Origin of the sequence: Pseudomonas sp. FW300-N2F2 (assembly GCF_017351655.1) — a bacterium.
GTDB classification, from domain to species: Bacteria; Pseudomonadota; Gammaproteobacteria; order Pseudomonadales; family Pseudomonadaceae; genus Aquipseudomonas; species Aquipseudomonas fluorescens_AA.
On record NZ_JACNDQ010000001.1, the window covers coordinates 1,667,201 to 1,683,230 of the forward strand.

The window sequence follows — 16,030 nt, forward strand, 5'->3', positions numbered from 1 at the left end:
TGGTGCTACATGTCCAGTGGTTTTTACGTTCCGTTTAAAATGCTCCAAAGTTGTGCGAAAACCCTGTAGGAGTTGGTCTCGGCCGGGTGGAGTGAGTATGTCAGCCGTTGCATCTTGGACATGTAGGACATAGCTCCTTTTTGTCTCACTTATTTGATTTCGTATAAGGTGCTGTACAACTAAACCCGTGAATATCCCGTCCATGCGACCCGTTCGATTACCCGAGAATCCAGTGTGCAAGCCACTCGCCTGACGTTGATCTGCCACGCCCGCACCGTTTCCCAGAAACAGGCGCGCTTCAGCGTGGACGAGGCGCTGGACGCCGACTGGTTGAGGCGACGCGGGCAGGTCGAGCATGGCTATCGAAACGTCCGGCAACTGCTGTGCGGGCCGGAACTGCGCACTCGCCAGACGGCCGCGCTGTTCGGCGACGAGTTTGAGGTGGACCCGGCCCTGGCCGATTGCGATCTGGGACGCTGGCGCGGGTTATCCATCGATGAATTGCTCAAGGTGGAACCGCAGGCCCTGCAAACCTGGCTCGACGATGCCGAGGCGGCTCCCCATGGCGGTGAGTCCGTCGCCCGGTTGTGTCGCCGTGTCGGGGATTGGCTGGTCAGCCTGGAAACCCGACCGGGGCATCTGCTGGCCGTCACCCACCCCTTCGTGATCCGCGCAGCCTTGATGAACGTCTTGGGCTGCCCGGCCGCCACCTTCAATCGAATCGACATTGAACCGTTGTCCACCCTGGAGTTGCGTTTCAACGGCGTATGGCGATTGCGCACCCAGGAACCTGGCCAGGAGTCGCCGCGATGAAGAGGTTGTCAGTCATTGGCATTGGGGCCGGCGATCCGGATCACCTGACGATCCAGGCAGTGAAAGCCTTGAACCGTTTGGACGTGGTCTTCCTCATGGACAAGGGCCCGGCCAAGGACAAACTGTTGGACCTGCGGCGCGAAATTTGTCGACGCTACATCGTTGATCGCCCCTACCGTTTCGTCGAAACCTACAGCCCGGAACGCCAACGCGGCGACCTGGACTACAAGGACAGCGTCGAAGCGCTGAACCGTGCGAAACAGGCCACCTTCGAACGCTTGATCGATGAAGAACTGTCCGATGGGCAGCGGGGCGGTTTTCTGGTGTGGGGCGATCCGGCGTTGTACGACAGTACCGTGCGCATCCTGCAGGCTATTCTCGACGGGGGCCGTTGCGCCTTCGAGTTCGAGGTGATCCCGGGTATCACCAGTGTCCAGGCCCTGGCCGCCCGGCACAAAGTGCCGTTGAACAGCATTGGTGGTGCGCTGGAAATCACCACCGGACGCCGTTTGGCGACGGGGCAGGTGGGCGACGCGGCGAGCGTGGTGGTGATGCTCGATGCCGAGGATGCCTATCGCCAGGTGAGCGATCCCGATACGCAGATTTACTGGGGCGCCTATGTGGGGACGCCGGATGAAATCCTGATCGCCGGCCGGCTGGGGGATGTGGCCGATGACATCGAACGCACCCGCAAGTCCGCGCGAAAAGCCAATGGGTGGATCATGGATACGTATTTGTTGCGTAAGCCTCAATGATGCCGCACATCAACCTGTGGCGAGAGGGATGTGGGAGCAAGGCTTGCCCGCGATACAGGCGATGTAAGTCTTCCAGAAATCGACGCGCTCATATCGCGAGCAAGCTTTGCTCCCACCTGTATTCCCTCGCCCTGACAGCGTTCGACAGCTTCATCGCCAGTAGGCTATTTACCCCCTTCCAAACCGCTCCCGATACACCGACGGCGCCAACCCCACGACGCTGCGAAACGCCACGCGAAAGCTTTCCACCGAGCGGTAGCCACACAGTTGCGCGATATTGTCGGTGTTGTCGCCGGTGCTTTCCAGCAGCTCGCGGGCCCGGGCCAGGCGTTCGTGTTGCAGCCAGGCCTTGGGCGACATGCCGCAGGCCTGGGTGAAGTGGCGCAGGAAGGTGCGTTCGCTCATGGCCGCCTGGCTGGCCAGTTCGCGCACACCGAGGGGGGCGTGCAGGCGCTCGCGGGCCCATTGCATGACGCTCGACAGGTCGCTGCGTGGCGTACGGCTGACCGGCGAGGGAATGAACTGCGCCTGGCCGCCCGTACGTTGCGGTGACATGACCAATCGGCGCGCCACGGTGTTGGCGACCTGGACGCCATAATCCCGTGCCACCAGGTGCAGGCAGGCATCGATGCCGGCGGCGCTGCCCGCCGAAGTGATGACCTGTCCCGAGTCCACGTACAGCACATCCGGGTCGACCCGGACGGCGGGAAAGCTCTTGGCCAGTTCGTCGGTGTAGCGCCAGTGAGTCGTGGCGCCCAGGCCATCGAGCAGCCCGGCGGCGGCCAGTACGAAGGCCCCGGAGCAGATCGACAGCAGGCGCGCCCCACGGGCGTGGGCCCGGCGTAGTGCATCGAGCAACGCCTCGGAAGGTGGCTCGCTGCGGCTGCGCCAGCCTGGCACGACAATGGTCCGGGCGGTTTCGAGCAGTTCCATGCCGCCATCGGCCAATATCTGGAAGCCACCCATGGCGCGCATCGGACCGTCATCGACCGCGACGATCCGATGCTCGTACCAGGGGAAATCGAATTCCGGCCGCTCCAATCCGAAGATCTCGACGGCAACGCCGAATTCAAAGGTGCATAGGCCGTCGTAGGCGAGGATCGCGACCAGACCCGGTAGAGGCTGCATTTGTCGGAAAATTCCCACAGAGTGTCTTGTACGCCACTGTAGCCGCAAGCCTCGGGGGGATAAAGTCTCTTCACGCCTTTATCTACCCCTGGAGTACACCCCCATGACCAGCCTGGTTCGCGAAGTGCCTGCCGCCCCTTCCGATATCGCCCTACAGCATTTCAGCCGTCGTCTGTCATTCGAAACGGATTGTTCCGACGTTCACGCCAGCCAACAGGCCGGCAATGTCGATTTTGTGCTGGTGGATGTACGCGGACCGCTGGCTTACGAACGCGGCCACGTACCCGGGGCGATCAACCTGCCGACCCGCACGCTCACCGCCCAGGCATTGGCCGCCTATGCCAAGACCACCCTGTTCGTGGTGTATTGCGCCGGCCCCCATTGCAATGGTGCGAACAAGGCGGCGGTGCGTTTGGCGACTTTGGGGTATCCGGTCAAGGAAATGATTGGCGGCATCATGGGCTGGCTCGATGAAGGCTTTCGCCTGACCGGTTCGGTGGAGCGCGTGGCGGACGAGGCGATCCGCTGCGACTGCTGACTTTTTGCCCTGTGCGGCTATCCCGCATTCATGCCGGGATGCCCGCTGCGCAAATGCCTGCGATCGGCCAGCGTGGTTTAACGGGGCGCCCCAGATCAAAATCAAACGCGAGGCGGTCTTATAGCCGGCCTGGTTCAGAGTGAACGCGTTCACCCTGTGGGAGCGAGCTTGCTCGCGAAGGCGATGTAACTGTCGATGAGGATATTGAGCAAGCTCGCTTCTCAGGGAAGCTTTAGTGCCCTTCGAGCCCGCGCTGTTCAATCACCCCAAAAACATCCGCCACATCCTGGACCATGATCCGGGCGATGTTGGTGACGGTATTGATGTCGGTCTCGGCTGAGTCGCGCAGGGTAGTACAGGCCATGAGCGTCAGGTAGTCGAGGGTGGCGTGCAGGCGTTCGCTGACGCAGGCGTGGAGTTCGGGCAGCGGGGCCGTTTTATCGATGAACAGGATGGGTTGGGTGGTGGCGATGGGGGGTTAGCGGGGTAAAGCGGTTAGATGATTGATTTGTCGTCATAAGGTTGGGCTCTATCAAGGAAAATGAATTGCCACCTTGTTTGCTGCGAATCAAACGGGCGGCAGTTGCGCGCGGGTTCGCAGACCGAGGAAGAGACCAAACCCGGCAGACCCGAAAGTCTCCCACGCGCAACCGCCATAAAACGAACGCGGGCAAGTTTGCCTGAGTTTTCATTCGACGGTGCAAAGTCTCATCCGTTGTTAGGGCTGCGAAACCCTCCCCACTGACCAAAGCCAGCAGGTGAACCAGACTATAGAAGGGGATTTTTGAGGCAACAACCGACCTGTAGGACGGCCACAAACCCTGTGGCGAGGGAGCTTGCTCCCGCTCGGTGGCGCAGCCGCCGTAAACCCTGGGGCATGGGGTTGGTCTGACGAAAAGAGGGGGCTGCTTCGCAGCCCAGCGGGAGCAAGCTCCCTCGCCACGGTGAGTGAATTCCTACGAGATTTTCAGAAGGCCAGGGGGAGCAATTGATTTCAGAAACGGAACGCGGAGCATCAAAAACTTGTGGGAGCGAGCTTGCTCGCGATGACGTAGGCACAGCCAACATCACCGCAAACTGGCCCTCCGCTTTCGCGAGCAAGCTCGCTCCCACAGTTGGAGCGGAGTACGACAAAGAGACAGGCCGGCTATAAAGCCGCCTCGCTTTGGCCTTTTACAAACCAAGCTATTTTTATAACTAATTGTCGCTTCTACACAATTCCCCTCCTGAGCACCCCTCTAGACTCCCGGCCACTTCGGTTCCTCGTTGACCGAACGCTGCCTACGAATCTGCCAATAATTGCCAATAAAAACCCCTGCACACTCAGGAGCGAAAATGAAGAAGCTAGCCATGTTCGGTGCCCTGGCACTGTCCGTGTTGTCCCTGTCGGCCGTGGCCGAAGACGCCAAGCCGATCCGCCTCGGGATCGAAGCCGGTTACCCGCCTTTTTCGATGAAAACCCCCGACGGCAAGCTGGCCGGCTTCGATGTCGATATCGGCGATGCGCTGTGTGAACAGATGAAGGTCAAGTGCGTCTGGGTCGAGCAGGAGTTCGATGGCCTGATCCCTGCGCTGAAAGTGAAAAAAATCGACGCGATCCTGTCGTCCATGACCATCACCGACGATCGCAAGAAAAACGTCGATTTCACCATCAAGTACTACCACACCCCAGCGCGCTTCGTGATGAAGGAAGGCTCCGACGTCAAGGATCCGCTGACCGAACTCAAGGGCAAGAAAGTCGGTGTGCTGCGCGCCAGCACCCATGACCGTTTCGCCACCGAAGTGCTGGTGCCCGCCGGTATCGACCTGGTGCGCTACGGCTCCCAGCAGGAAGCCAACCTGGACATGGTCGCCGGCCGCCTCGACGCCATGCTGGCCGACTCGGTGAACCTCGACGAAGGTTTCCTGAAAACCGACGCCGGCAAAGGTTTCGCCTTCGTCGGCCCGACCTATGAAGATGCGAAATACTTCGGCGGCGGTGCCGGCATTGCGGTGCGCAAGGGCGATAAGGCCCTGGCCGATCAATTCAACGCAGCCATCACCGAAATCCGCGCCAACGGCACGTACAAGAAAGTGCAGGACAAATACTTCGCCTTTGACGTCTACGGGCATTAATCGGTAGGAGCTGCCGAAGGCTGCGATCTTTTGATCTTTCGCTTGAGATTCAAGTGTCTGGGGAAAGATCGCAGCCTCGTTGCACTCGACAGCTCCTACACCTGCTCATTCGGAGATTTCATGCAACGCATCGACCATACCCTGCCATGGAGCCACCTGGGCACCGAGCGCCGGCTCAGTGTGTTTCGCTACGGCCATGGGCCGCGCAAGGCCTACATCCAGGCCAGCCTGCACGCCGATGAATTACCGGGCATGCGCACCGCCTGGGAGCTGAAGCAGCGGCTCAAGGATCTGGAGGCCCAGGGTTTGCTCAAGGGGGTGATCGAACTGGTGCCGGTGGCCAACCCCATCGGCCTGGATCAACACCTGCAAAGCGCCCACATGGGGCGTTTCGAACTGGGCAGCGGCAAGAATTTCAACCGTTCCTTCGTGGAGCTCAGTGCGCCGGTGGCGCAACGCATCGGTGATCGCCTGGGGGACGACCCGGCCGCCAATATCACCTTGATCCGCCAGACCATGGCCGAGGTCCTCGATGACCTGCCGCCAGCCCCTTCGCAACTCGAAGCGCTGCATCGCCTGCTGCTGCGCCATGCCTGCGATGCCGACATCACCTTGGACCTGCATTGCGATTTCGAGGCCGCGATCCATTTGTATGCCTTGCCACAGCAGTGGCCGCAGTGGCGTTCTTTGGCCGCACGCTTGAAAGCCGGTGTGGCCTTGCTGTGCGAGGATTCGGGCGGCAGTTCGTTCGATGAATCCTGCTCCTCGCCCTGGTTGCGCCTGGCCAAAGCCTTTCCTGGGGCGGCGATCCCACCGGCGAACCTGGCGACGACGCTGGAATTGGGCAGCATGGGCGATACTCGGGTGGAGCAGGCCCAGGCCAATTGTGAAGCCATCCTCGGGTTTCTCGCCGAGCAGGGACTTATCGCTGGGGACTGGCCGCCCGCACCCAGCGAGTGCTGCGAAGGCTTTCCGTTCGAAGGCACGCAATACCTGTTCGCGCCGCACCACGGCGTGGTGAGTTTCCTGCGGGAGGCTGGCGAATGGGTGGAGCGGGGCGATCCGCTGTTCGAAGTGGTCGATCCGCTGAATGATCGGGTCACCACCGTGCGGGCCGGCACCAGTGGCGTGCTGTTTGCCCTGGACCGCGGGCGCTACACGCAGCCGGGGATCTGGCAGGCAAAAGTCGCTGGGCGTGAACCGATTCGTACGGGGAAATTGATCAACGACTGATAACTGCTGTCTACCTCACCGCACGGGCCTTGCCGTGCGGCTATCGAAACGATGGAGGAAGATCGATGTTCAAAGCGCTTGCCCTGTTCCTGTTGCTGGTCTCGTCCGGGTTGCAGGCCCAACCTTCGCTGCACACGGACTTGCCGCTCAACTACCTGGCCCAAGTCGATGAGCAGGCTCGGAACCGACCGCTGGTGATCTTCCTGCACGGTTCCGGCAGTAACGAGCAGGACCTGTTCGCACTCAAGGACGAGTTGCCGCGCGATTACAACTACCTCTCGGTGCGGGCGCCGAAGAGCATGGAGCAGGACCGTTACCAGTGGTTCGCCAAAAAGGGCGAGGGCGCCTACGACGGTGACACCTCCGACCTGAAGGCCAGTGGCCAGATGCTGCTGGAGTTCATCGACAAGGCCCGGGCCAAGTATTCGACCGACGCGAGCAAGGTCTACCTGGTGGGGTTCAGCCAGGGCGCGATGATGAGCTACGAAGTGGCCCTGCGACACCCCGAAGCCGTCGGCGGCATTGCCGCGATGGGCGGGCGGGTCCTGTCGGCGCTGCGGGCGGAACTGACCCCCGACGAGTCACGACGGACGCTGGCGGTGTTCATCGGCCATGGCACGGCCGACCCGATCATTCCCTACCACGATGGCACCGAGGCCAACACTTTCCTCAAGACCTTGGCGCTGGAACCGGAATTCCATGCCTACCCCGGCGTTGGCCACAGCATCAGTGCCCTGGAAGTGCAGGACCTGCGGGCCTGGCTGGAGCGGCTCAACCCCTGACCAAAATAGAACCCTGTGGGAGCTGAGCTTGCTCGCGATAGCGGTGGTTCAGCTTGCCTCAAGGTTGGGTGTGCCGACGCCATCGCGAGCAAGCTCGGCTCCCACATTTTTGATGGTGATTGTCCTCGACTCTTCGGCGAATACAGAACCCTGTGGGAGCGAGCTTGCTCGCGATAGCGGTGGGTCAGCTTGCCTCAAGGTTGGGTGTGCCGACGCCATCGCGAGCAAGCTCGCTCCCACATTTTGACGGTGCTTGTCCTCGATTCTTCGGCGAATACAGAACCCTGTGGGAGCGAGCTTGCTCGCGATAGCGGTGGTTCAGCTTGCCTCAAGGTTGGGTGTGCCGACGCCATCGCGAGCAAGCTCGGCTCCCACATTTTTGATGGTGATTGTCCTCGATTCTTCGGCGAATACAGAACCCTGTGGGAGCGAGCTTGCTCGCGATAGCGGTGGGTCAGCCTGCATCAAAGTCGAGTGCGCCGACGCCATCGCGAGCAAGCTCGCTCCCACATTTTTTGATGGTGATTGTCCTCGATTCTTCGGCGAATACAGAACCCTGTGGGAGCGAGCTTGCTCGCGATAGCGGTGGGTCAGCTTGCCTCAAGGTTGGGTGTGCCGACGCCATCGCGAGCAAGCTTGAACTGGTCAACTAATTTTGGACACCAGTTACGGTTTCATGCTGCCAGTTTCTCCATAGCTACCGGCGACCGGTAGTCGTTGTAGCTATGGAGTCTGACGTTGTTGTAACGCATCACATAACGCTGCACATCCACGCGGGCTTCATGCTCCGAGCTGTAGCCATCTTCTGGCACCCACTCCGACTTCAGGCTCCCAAAGAAACGCTCCATCGGGGCGTTGTCCCAGCACTCACCTTTGCGACTCATGCTTTGCAGGAGTCCATGCTTGCGCATTTCATTCCTGAATTTGTGGCTGGTGTATTGGCAGCCTTGATCGGAATGAAACAGCACCTCTTTTGGGCAACCTCGCAATTGCACCGCCATTCGCAACGCTTCGCAGGTCAGCGAGGCATCGGAAATCATTGAAAACGACCAGCCCACGATCCGGCGAGCAAACAGATCCAGCACCGCCGCGAAATACATCCAGCGCTTGCCGACCTTGATGTACGTCACATCGCCACACCACACCTGGTTGATCGCCGTGACATCAAACTTGCGCTTGAGCACGTGCGGCGCCACCAACGCTTCCACGCCGGAAGATTTGTACTTGTGCCGCCGGCGCTGACGACTGGCAACACCGGCTTCGCGCATCAAGCTGCGAGCCATATGCCGCCCGACACGATGTCCCTTTGCTTGCAGCTCCTTGGAAAGGGTGCGAGACCCCGCGGATGCTCTGGACTCCTTGTGATGCTCGACCAGCACGGCTTTAAGTTTCTCCCGCTCGGGCTTCACTTTGCCTTGGCGCTGACGCCAGGCGTAAAAGCTGCTGCGGTTGACTCCAAACGCCCGACAGCAATTGTTAATGCCGTACTGCTCGTCCAGCTCATTGATCAACGAGAATGATCTTTGGAGTCCAAAAGCAGGAGAGCACTGGCCTTTTTTAGGATTTCAATGTCCAGGTCTTTTTGCCTGAGCAACGCTTTGAGCTGCTGAATTTCACGCTGATCAGCGGTAATCGCCTTGGCGCCCACCGGGGTCGAACCCAAGCGTTCCTTGCGAACCTGATCGACCCAGCGGCGAAGCGCCGTGGGCCCAATATCCAGGCTGGCGCAGACTTCGGGAACCGACTGTCCCTCGTCCAGCACCATGCTGGCCGCTTTGAGTTTGAACTCACTGGAGTAAGATTTACGCATAACCAAAACACCTCAGATTTGGGCGCCATCATAGCGCCCGATTGAAGTGTCCAAAATCATTAGGCCAGTTCAGCTCGGCTCCCACATGTTCCGGGGGGGCTTATTGACCGCTGGCGATCTGTTTCACCAACGCTTCATGGCCGGTCTTGTCGCTGGCCCGGGAGATGATCTGCACCACCGCCATGCGCGTGCCGGAGGCACCCAGCAAGGTGGTGTCGAGGGTTGGTCCGCCGCCCTGGGTCGCGCGGGTGTCGAGCTGGCGCAGGCCCAGGCCGGTGCCTTTTTGCTTCAGGCTTTTTTCGCTGAGGATCTTGGCATCCGGCAGGGACTTGAGGCGCTGGGCGGCGAAGTCGGCCATGGTGGTGTCGAGGAACGTGCCATCGTCATCCTTCACATTCGCACCGTCGATGATGATGTTTTCCGCTGCGATCACCACGGTCTTGCTGGTGGCATTGCTGTACATCGTCCCCGTCGCCCCGGCGGTGCCCTGGGCGGCTTCACCGGCGGGCAATGGCGTCGCCGTAAAACCCTTGGGCAAGGTGAAGGTGAACTTGCCGCCCAGCATCGACACCTTCTGCGCCGGTGCATCGCTGGCAGGTTTGGCTGGGGCCGCCTGGGCGGATGCCACGACCAGGCTGGCGATGGCTCCCAGCAACAGGACGGCGGCTTGTTTACTCAGCAATGACATTGAAAATCTCCACAGATGGTCGCGCTTGAAGACCGATCATCCCATGGGCGTCGTACCGGACTCCAGCAAGAGACCGTCATTTTGGCGATGCCGCCCGCACCAGCAGGCGGCGGGTCACCAGCAACATGGCCACCGACACCGCGACGCCCAAGGCAAAGGCCGGCATGCCCAGCACTGGCAGGGCGAGAGCCAGGGTCAGGCAGAAGGCGGCGAAACAATACATGCCGGTGGCCGTCGCCCGCAGCAGCGCGGCGGTGAAGGCCGGCCCACGGGTTTGTTGGGAGAACACCGCCATGACACTGCCCAGCACCGGGAACACCGCCAGCAGCCCGCTCCAGCGTTCGCCTACGGTGCTGGCCAGCAGTGTCACCGCCAGGGTCAATAGCGCGCCGGCGATCATGCGTAGCAGCAGTTTGTCGGATTTGGCCGCCGGCCCGCTCATCACCGGCCGGACCGTCGGGAACAGATACGGCGCCCCCAGCAGCGCGACCAGGGCGATCAGGCTCGACAACGGCAGCGAAGCCGGTAGCCAGGACAGGATCAACGCCACCAAGGCCCAGACGCCTAGCGCGATGCCCAACGCCCAGGGCCAGGCACGACGCTGGGCAACCTGGGCGTACACCACGCAGAAAGCGATCATTGCAAACATGGCCGCCAGTGCCGCGGTCGCCGACTGCGCGGCGAACACCTCGCCTTGCTCCACGGCCAGGAACAACAGAATCGGCCCCACCACCACCGGCAACCCCGAGAGCCAGCCGGCCACGCCCGGTCCCCAACGCCTGCCCGCCCGGGAAATCAGTAGCAGGAACGCGGGAATCACCAGCAGTTTGAGCAGCAGCACGCGATCATCCTTGTCGGAGGTGGGCCGTCACGTTAGCACCGCCTCGCCCAGGTCATCCACCGACAGCCGACGCGCCTTCAATGCCGTGTCGCCGATATTCAATCCGGCCCGGCCCTGAAGCGCCGAGCCAACGCCTCGCGCTCGAAGTGCTCGGTGATGAAGTCGATAAAGGCCCGGGTCTTGGCCGGCATCAGCGTGCGACTGGGGTAGTAGAGGGAAATCACCCCCAGATCGACGTACCAATCCGGTAACAGCCGCACCAGTTCGCCACGTTCCAGCCAGGGCAGGGCGTCGGGCACCACCAGCAGGGTCACGCCCAGGCCGAGCAAGGCGGCCTCTCGCATGGCGACGGGATCATTGAAGATCATGGATTCGGCCAGTTGCACGGCGCATTCGCACCCGGCGGCGTTGCGCAGCACGGTCTGGCGCACCCGGCCGGTGCGGCTGGCCCGCAGCACGATGTTGTCCAGGCCGGCCAGGTCCTCGGGTTGCCGGGGCAGGGCGCGTTCGGCCAGGTAGGCGGGGCTGGCGACGGCAATCAGGTGAGCGGGCGCCAGGGTGCGCGATACCACCCCGGGCGTCAGTGCGAAGCCGCCTCCGATGGCCGCGTCGAAACCTTCGGCGATCAGGTCCACCGGGCGGTTTTCGAAATGCCAGTCCGGACGGATCAACGGGTACCGAGCCAGCCATTGTGGCATCAACGGCAGTATCTGGCCGATGCCAAAACTTGGCGAGAGACTGACGCGCAAGACGCCGGCCGGTTCGCCGCGCTCCGTGGTCACCGCACCAATGGCCGACTGCAGGGCGTGCAGGTTGCCACCGATGCTGGCCAGGAAATGTTCTCCTGTTTCGGTCAGGGACAGCTTGCGGGTCGAGCGCTGGAACAGTCGCACCCCCAGGTTGCGCTCCAGCATCGCCACGTTGCGGCTCACGGCAGCGGGAGTGAGGGCAAGCAGCCGCGCGGCCGCCGAGAAACTGCCAGTTTCGGCGCTGCGGACAAAGCATTCGAGATTGGCGAGGCTTTCCATGGCATGGACCTGATAGTAATGCTTGAAAATGATTCGCCATATTACCGGCTAATCAGAAGGTAATGGCAAGGGCACCATGCACCTCAACGGCGGATATCACCGCCAGGCTTACCCAACCTTGAGGACACAAAACATGAGCAGCATCGACACCATCGGCATCATTGGCGCTGGCGCCATCGGCAGTGCTTTCGCCCGCGCCCTGGCCCGCCAGAACATCAACGTAGTGATTGCCAACAGCCGTGGCCCGCAAAGCCTGGCCGAACTTGTGGCTGACCTCGGTCCAAGCGTACGCGCCGGCACCGTGGAGGAGGCCGCCGCCCAGCCGATGGTGCTGGTGGCGGTCAACTGGTCGAAGTTGCCCCAGGCGCTGGGCGGTCTGCCGGATTTTGCCGGGCGCATCGTGATCGACGCCAACAACGCGATCGAAGTGCCGGGGTTCAAGGCCGTGGATCTCCAGGGCCGGGCTTCGACCGAGGTGTTCAGCGAGTGGGTGCCGGGTGCACGGGTGGTCAAGGCCTTCAATCATCTGCTGGCGCGCCTGCTGGAGGCAGACCCGACCTCCGAAGGCGGCAAGCGGGTGCTGTTCCTGACTGGTGACGACGCGCAGGCACGGGGTGAAGTCGCGCAGTTGATCGAGCGCCTGGGCTTTTTCGGCGTGGACCTGGGCCCCTTGAGTGTCGGCGCACGCTTGACCCAGTTCCCGGGCGGCCCGCTGCCGGTGCTGAACCTGGTCAAGTTCGACTGAGGCCGCGCCGTGTTCAGCGATCCCAGTAGGGCACTTCGCCAAAACACTCGAGGAAGAAATCGATGACCGTGCGGACCTTCACCGACAGGCGTCGACTGCCCGGCCAGAGGATGGCGATCTGTTGGGGTTCGAGGCTGTTGGATGCCTGGTAATCCTGTAGCACCGGGACCAGCGTGCCGTTACGCACGGCTTCGCCGATCAGCCACGACGGGAACATCACCAGCCCCAGGCCTTGTTCGGCGGCCTGGGTCAAGGTGTCGGCGTGGTTGCCGGTGATCGGGCCGCTGACGCTGTAGGGTGTCCAGGCGTGGCCCGGGCGGCGGAAGAACCAGCGCTGCTGACCGGTCACGCCCTTGTAGGCCAGGCACCGGTGGTGAACCAGGTCCTGGGGCTTGAGTGGTGCGCCGTGGCGGGCCAGGTAGGTCGGGCTGGCGGCGATCTGGAAGCGATGGGGCGCGAGGATGCGCGCCTGCATGCTCGAATCGTGCAGCGCACCGATGCGGAACAGCAGGTCGGCGCCTTCCTGCAGTGGGTCGACGTAGCTGTCGGTCTGCTGGATCTCCAGTTGCAGCTTCGGATAACGCTCGCATAGCTGCCCCAGCCACGGTGTCAGGTGGCGCTGGCCAAACACCACCGGCGCATTGATCCGCACCAGTCCGGACGGCTCGCTGTGTTGCTCCTGCAGCGCCTGTTCGGCTTCCTCCAGTTGCACCAGCAGCAGCCGTGCATGATGCCCCAACAGGCGGCCAGCCTCGGTGGGTGAAACGGCGCGGGTGTGGCGATAGAGCAACTGTTGGTTCAGGGCCTGTTCCATCAACTGGATCTGCCGGGAAATCGAAGACGGCGCCAAGCCTTCGCGCCGTGCGACTTCCGAAAAACTGCCGTGATCGAGCACCGCGACGAACAATCGCAATGCCTTGAAACCCAGTTCATTGAGGCCGTGCATGGGGTGGGCGTTCCTGTGCGTATTGCGCAAAAGTGTTGTCGGGATACTCACATTTATTGCACAGCGACACCAGCCGATAATGCCGGCCATCTTTCAAGTGAACAGGTTCTGATCATGCAAACATCTTCACTGAGCGAGGCCGTGCCGGTATCGACGCCCGCCAGACCCCGGACATTGCTGCGCTGGCTATTGCTGCCCCTGGTGATCCTGGCCGGCATGGGCTTGTCGGTGGAAGCCGGCCTGCTCGGGCCGCTCGGGGCCCAGGTCGGGCAGCTGTGGGCCACGCTGAGCATCTTCGGCGTCGGTTCGGCGATTCTTTTCCTGCTGTTGTTGCTCAGTGGCCGGCAGCAAGGCCCAGCCTTGCATGAGTTGCCACGCTGGCAATTGATCGGCGGTTTCCTCGGTCCGATCTATGTGGTCGTGCTGACACTCGCCACGCCGCACATCGGCATCGCCATGACCATGGTCGCGATTCTCTCCGGCCAGGTGGGTAAAAGTGTCCTGATCGATCATTTCGGCTGGTTCGGGACGGCCCGCAAGCGGGTCAACGGCGAACGCTGGCTGGCGTTGGCCTTGATTGTCGTCGCCCTTGTCCTGATTGCCCGAGGTTGAACATGAACCTGTTTGTTTTGTTGTTGCTGGTGGTCGCGGCCGGTGCGGTGTTGAGTGTGCAGGCGGCTATCAACGGGCGCCTGGGCCAGACGGTCGGTGTGTTGCGCAGCAGCTTGCTGACGTTCACGGTGGGCACGGTGACCACCGGGCTGCTGATCGTGTTTTTCGAGCCGGCCCACGGCTTGACGCTGTTGGACATGCCGAAATGGCAACTCAGCGGGGCCTTGTTCGGTGTGGTGTACATGATGGTGATGGTGGGCGCGGTGCCCAGGGTCGGCACGGCCGTGGCCACCGTGGCGGTCATTGTCGGGCAACTGGGCATGGGCATGCTGATCGACAATTTCGGCTGGCTGGGCAACCCGGCCATCGAATTGTCCGGCAGTCGAGTCCTCGCCATGGCCTGCCTGGCATTGGCGCTGGTGTTCATGTATCGCAGCAATGCCCGTCAGGCCTGAACGGTTCAGTCGGGTTCCACGTTGAGTTGCAGGCTGCCATCGGCCAGGCGTTCAGTGCTGCGCACGATGCCGCTCAGGCGCCGGCCCTCGGCGCTGAACACCACGATCTCGGCCTTGTCCAGGTCGTCCGGCATCGGCGGTTGAACGTGCAGCGCGAACCACACCGGCTTGTCCTCGTCGAGGCGCTGGACGGTGTATTGGCAGTCGATACTTTTGGTCTGGCGGCCGAACAGGGTGTCGAGACCGTAGTCCAGGTGAGTGCTGTCGGCGGGGGAGGGTGTGAGAGGCATCGGCGGTCTCCTGGGGCGCGCGGTTGATGTTCAAATGATCCTGCCCGGGAGGGAAAATTCCATTGGCTGAGCCGTTGGGAACAGCCCTGGGGCTCAGCTCGATAACCCCGTGGCGAGGGAGCTTGCTCCCGCTCGGGTGCGCAGCAGCCGCAAAGAGCCAGGGGCCGCTGCGCAGCCCAGCGGGAGCAAGCTCCCTCGCCACGGAGGAGAAATCAGAGGCCAGGCACGCCGTTCTTCCACGCCGACCAGTTCTTCACAATGTCTTGCACCAGCGGGTTGCCGGTGCGGAACAGGTTTTCCAACGCAGGGACGAACGCGCCCTGGTCGGCGTACTTGAGCAGGTTATCCACTTCATTGCCACCGGGCTCGGGGCGGTCGAAGTCGGAACCGGCCCGCAGCACTGCCAGCCGGTTGATGTCCACCCGACCTTCACGGCTGGCCCGTAGCAAGGCCTCGTAAGTCGAGTTATCTTCCTGTTGGGTCGTGCAGTAGACGCCTTTGTTGTCGGTGAGCAGGCGGGTCCAGACTTCGGCCCGCTCGCTCAGGCGCGTGCCGGAGAACCAGGTGTTGCCGGCCAGGGTGTCACAGCGGGTCACCACCGGCGGCTGGTTGGCTGGGGCATACGGATACTTCAAGCGCCAGGCTGCCGACTCCTTGCTTTCGGCCAGGGTCACCTGCTGGCTGAGGGCAAAGGCCTTGGCTTGCAGGGCCGGGTTGAGTTCGAAGACTTCTGTCTTGTAGTCCAGCGGTGGTTTTTCGTTCGGCCCCTTGGTGTTGATGCCCAGGTAGCCGGTGGGCCAATCCTTGGGTACATCCCGCGAATCCAGCTCCCATTGAGTACCGAACTCCACCAGGTAATGGGCCCAGGCGGTTGTGCCGAGCGTGCCGTGGTGCGGGTTGATGCCGGCGATCCCGGCCACCAGGAAATAGCTCTTGCGCAGGTCGACGGTCGGGGAGAGCGCCAGGGCCAGGGTCGAAGCCGCCGCGTTGGTCTGGCCCATGCCGGTGATCAGCAGGCAGACCCGTTCGGCATTGCAGCGGATCGTCGGGTACTCGGCGGACAGCCCCGGTACACGGATTTCATCCTTGAGCTGCAAGCGTTCGATCCAGTTCTGCGCTTCAGGGGCGAACATCGTGATCAGCATCACTTTGGGTTGAAGTGGCGGTGCGGCCCCGGCGCTTGCCGCGAAGAGTGCAGTACTTGCCAGGCCGATTGAAGCAAACAGGCGATTGATCATGTGTTCGTGACCT

At 62.0% G+C, this 16,030-nt stretch carries 18 protein-coding genes and 1 pseudogene; 9 read left to right on the top strand and 10 right to left on the bottom strand.

What is annotated here, in order from left to right; translation table 11 throughout:
• The first annotated feature begins 234 nt into the window (after positions 1-234).
• Positions 235-813: a histidine phosphatase family protein gene (locus J4E63_RS07580; protein WP_207281525.1), complete on the top strand. Its 579-nt coding sequence runs from the start codon at positions 235-237 to the stop codon at positions 811-813.
• A complete protein-coding gene (gene cobF, locus J4E63_RS07585; RefSeq protein WP_207281526.1) occupies positions 810-1,568 on the top strand; it encodes a precorrin-6A synthase (deacetylating) in 759 nt (252 codons plus the stop codon). Before J4E63_RS07580 ends, cobF begins: the two co-directional genes overlap by 4 nt.
• Positions 1,569-1,736: 168 nt before the next feature.
• Here cobF and ftrA read toward each other — a convergent pair whose 3' ends face one another.
• Positions 1,737-2,696 (bottom strand): transcriptional regulator FtrA, encoded by a 960-nt coding sequence (gene ftrA, locus J4E63_RS07590; protein ID WP_207281527.1) that lies wholly within the window; start codon positions 2,694-2,696, stop codon positions 1,737-1,739.
• 103 nt (positions 2,697-2,799) lie between these two features.
• On the opposite strand from ftrA, the gene J4E63_RS07595 reads away from it, so the two are divergent.
• Positions 2,800-3,234: a rhodanese-like domain-containing protein gene (locus J4E63_RS07595; RefSeq protein ID WP_207281528.1), complete on the top strand. Its 435-nt coding sequence runs from the start codon at positions 2,800-2,802 to the stop codon at positions 3,232-3,234.
• A gap of 232 nt (positions 3,235-3,466) precedes the next feature.
• Here the strand turns inward: J4E63_RS07595 and J4E63_RS07600 are convergent.
• Positions 3,467-3,752: pseudogene (locus J4E63_RS07600) on the bottom strand (fructose-bisphosphate aldolase).
• Positions 3,753-4,569: 817 nt separating this feature from the next.
• On the opposite strand from J4E63_RS07600, the gene J4E63_RS07605 reads away from it, so the two are divergent.
• From J4E63_RS07605 to J4E63_RS07615, 3 genes are all read left to right on the top strand, one after another.
• Positions 4,570-5,349: an ABC transporter substrate-binding protein gene (locus tag J4E63_RS07605; RefSeq protein ID WP_207281529.1), complete on the top strand. Its 780-nt coding sequence runs from the start codon at positions 4,570-4,572 to the stop codon at positions 5,347-5,349.
• A 120-nt stretch (positions 5,350-5,469) separates the two neighbouring features.
• On the top strand, positions 5,470-6,582 hold the full coding sequence (locus tag J4E63_RS07610) for a M14 family metallopeptidase (RefSeq protein ID WP_207281530.1): 1,113 nt from the start codon (positions 5,470-5,472) through the stop codon (positions 6,580-6,582).
• 65 nt (positions 6,583-6,647) lie between these two features.
• A complete protein-coding gene (locus J4E63_RS07615) occupies positions 6,648-7,364 on the top strand; it encodes an alpha/beta hydrolase (RefSeq protein WP_092472662.1) in 717 nt (238 codons plus the stop codon).
• Between the two features lie 674 nt (positions 7,365-8,038).
• Here J4E63_RS07615 and J4E63_RS07620 read toward each other — a convergent pair.
• The 5 genes from J4E63_RS07620 to J4E63_RS07635 all read right to left on the bottom strand — a co-directional run bounded on the left by J4E63_RS07620 (position 8,039) and on the right by J4E63_RS07635 (position 11,731).
• Positions 8,039-8,875, bottom strand: coding sequence for an IS3 family transposase (locus J4E63_RS07620; protein ID WP_259333607.1), 837 nt, complete (start codon positions 8,873-8,875; stop codon positions 8,039-8,041).
• On the bottom strand, positions 8,872-9,129 hold the full coding sequence (locus J4E63_RS30790) for a transposase (protein WP_237140769.1): 258 nt from the start codon (positions 9,127-9,129) through the stop codon (positions 8,872-8,874). Before J4E63_RS30790 ends, J4E63_RS07620 begins: the two co-directional genes overlap by 4 nt.
• Positions 9,130-9,274: 145 nt before the next feature.
• Positions 9,275-9,862, bottom strand: a complete 588-nt coding sequence (locus J4E63_RS07625; RefSeq protein WP_060738272.1) for a hypothetical protein — start codon at positions 9,860-9,862, stop codon at positions 9,275-9,277.
• A gap of 76 nt (positions 9,863-9,938) precedes the next feature.
• The gene (locus J4E63_RS07630; protein WP_207281531.1) at positions 9,939-10,703 is read right to left on the bottom strand and encodes a hypothetical protein; all 765 of its coding nucleotides are present in this window, start codon (positions 10,701-10,703) and stop codon (positions 9,939-9,941) included.
• A gap of 98 nt (positions 10,704-10,801) precedes the next feature.
• On the bottom strand, positions 10,802-11,731 hold the full coding sequence (locus J4E63_RS07635; protein WP_207281532.1) for a LysR family transcriptional regulator: 930 nt from the start codon (positions 11,729-11,731) through the stop codon (positions 10,802-10,804).
• A gap of 142 nt (positions 11,732-11,873) precedes the next feature.
• On the opposite strand from J4E63_RS07635, the gene J4E63_RS07640 reads away from it, so the two are divergent.
• Positions 11,874-12,476 (top strand): NADPH-dependent F420 reductase, encoded by a 603-nt coding sequence (locus J4E63_RS07640; protein ID WP_092145707.1) that lies wholly within the window; start codon positions 11,874-11,876, stop codon positions 12,474-12,476.
• Between the two features lie 13 nt (positions 12,477-12,489).
• Here the strand turns inward: J4E63_RS07640 and J4E63_RS07645 are convergent, their stop codons facing one another.
• Entirely contained in the window at positions 12,490-13,422 is a 933-nt protein-coding gene (locus J4E63_RS07645; RefSeq protein WP_207281533.1) for a LysR family transcriptional regulator, read from the bottom strand.
• 114 nt (positions 13,423-13,536) lie between these two features.
• On the opposite strand from J4E63_RS07645, the gene J4E63_RS07650 reads away from it, so the two are divergent.
• Positions 13,537-14,034 (top strand): DMT family transporter, encoded by a 498-nt coding sequence (locus J4E63_RS07650; RefSeq protein WP_207281534.1) that lies wholly within the window; start codon positions 13,537-13,539, stop codon positions 14,032-14,034.
• A 2-nt stretch (positions 14,035-14,036) separates the two neighbouring features.
• Positions 14,037-14,489, top strand: coding sequence for a DMT family transporter (locus tag J4E63_RS07655; protein ID WP_092174976.1), 453 nt, complete (start codon positions 14,037-14,039; stop codon positions 14,487-14,489).
• A gap of 5 nt (positions 14,490-14,494) precedes the next feature.
• On the opposite strand, the gene J4E63_RS07660 is transcribed toward J4E63_RS07655, so the two are convergent.
• Complete coding sequence (locus tag J4E63_RS07660; RefSeq protein WP_207281535.1) at positions 14,495-14,779, bottom strand: hypothetical protein; 285 nt, start codon at positions 14,777-14,779, stop codon at positions 14,495-14,497.
• Positions 14,780-14,991: 212 nt separating this feature from the next.
• Positions 14,992-16,017 (bottom strand): purine nucleoside permease, encoded by a 1,026-nt coding sequence (locus J4E63_RS07665; RefSeq protein WP_207281536.1) that lies wholly within the window; start codon positions 16,015-16,017, stop codon positions 14,992-14,994.
• Between the last annotated feature and the right edge of the window lie 13 nt (positions 16,018-16,030).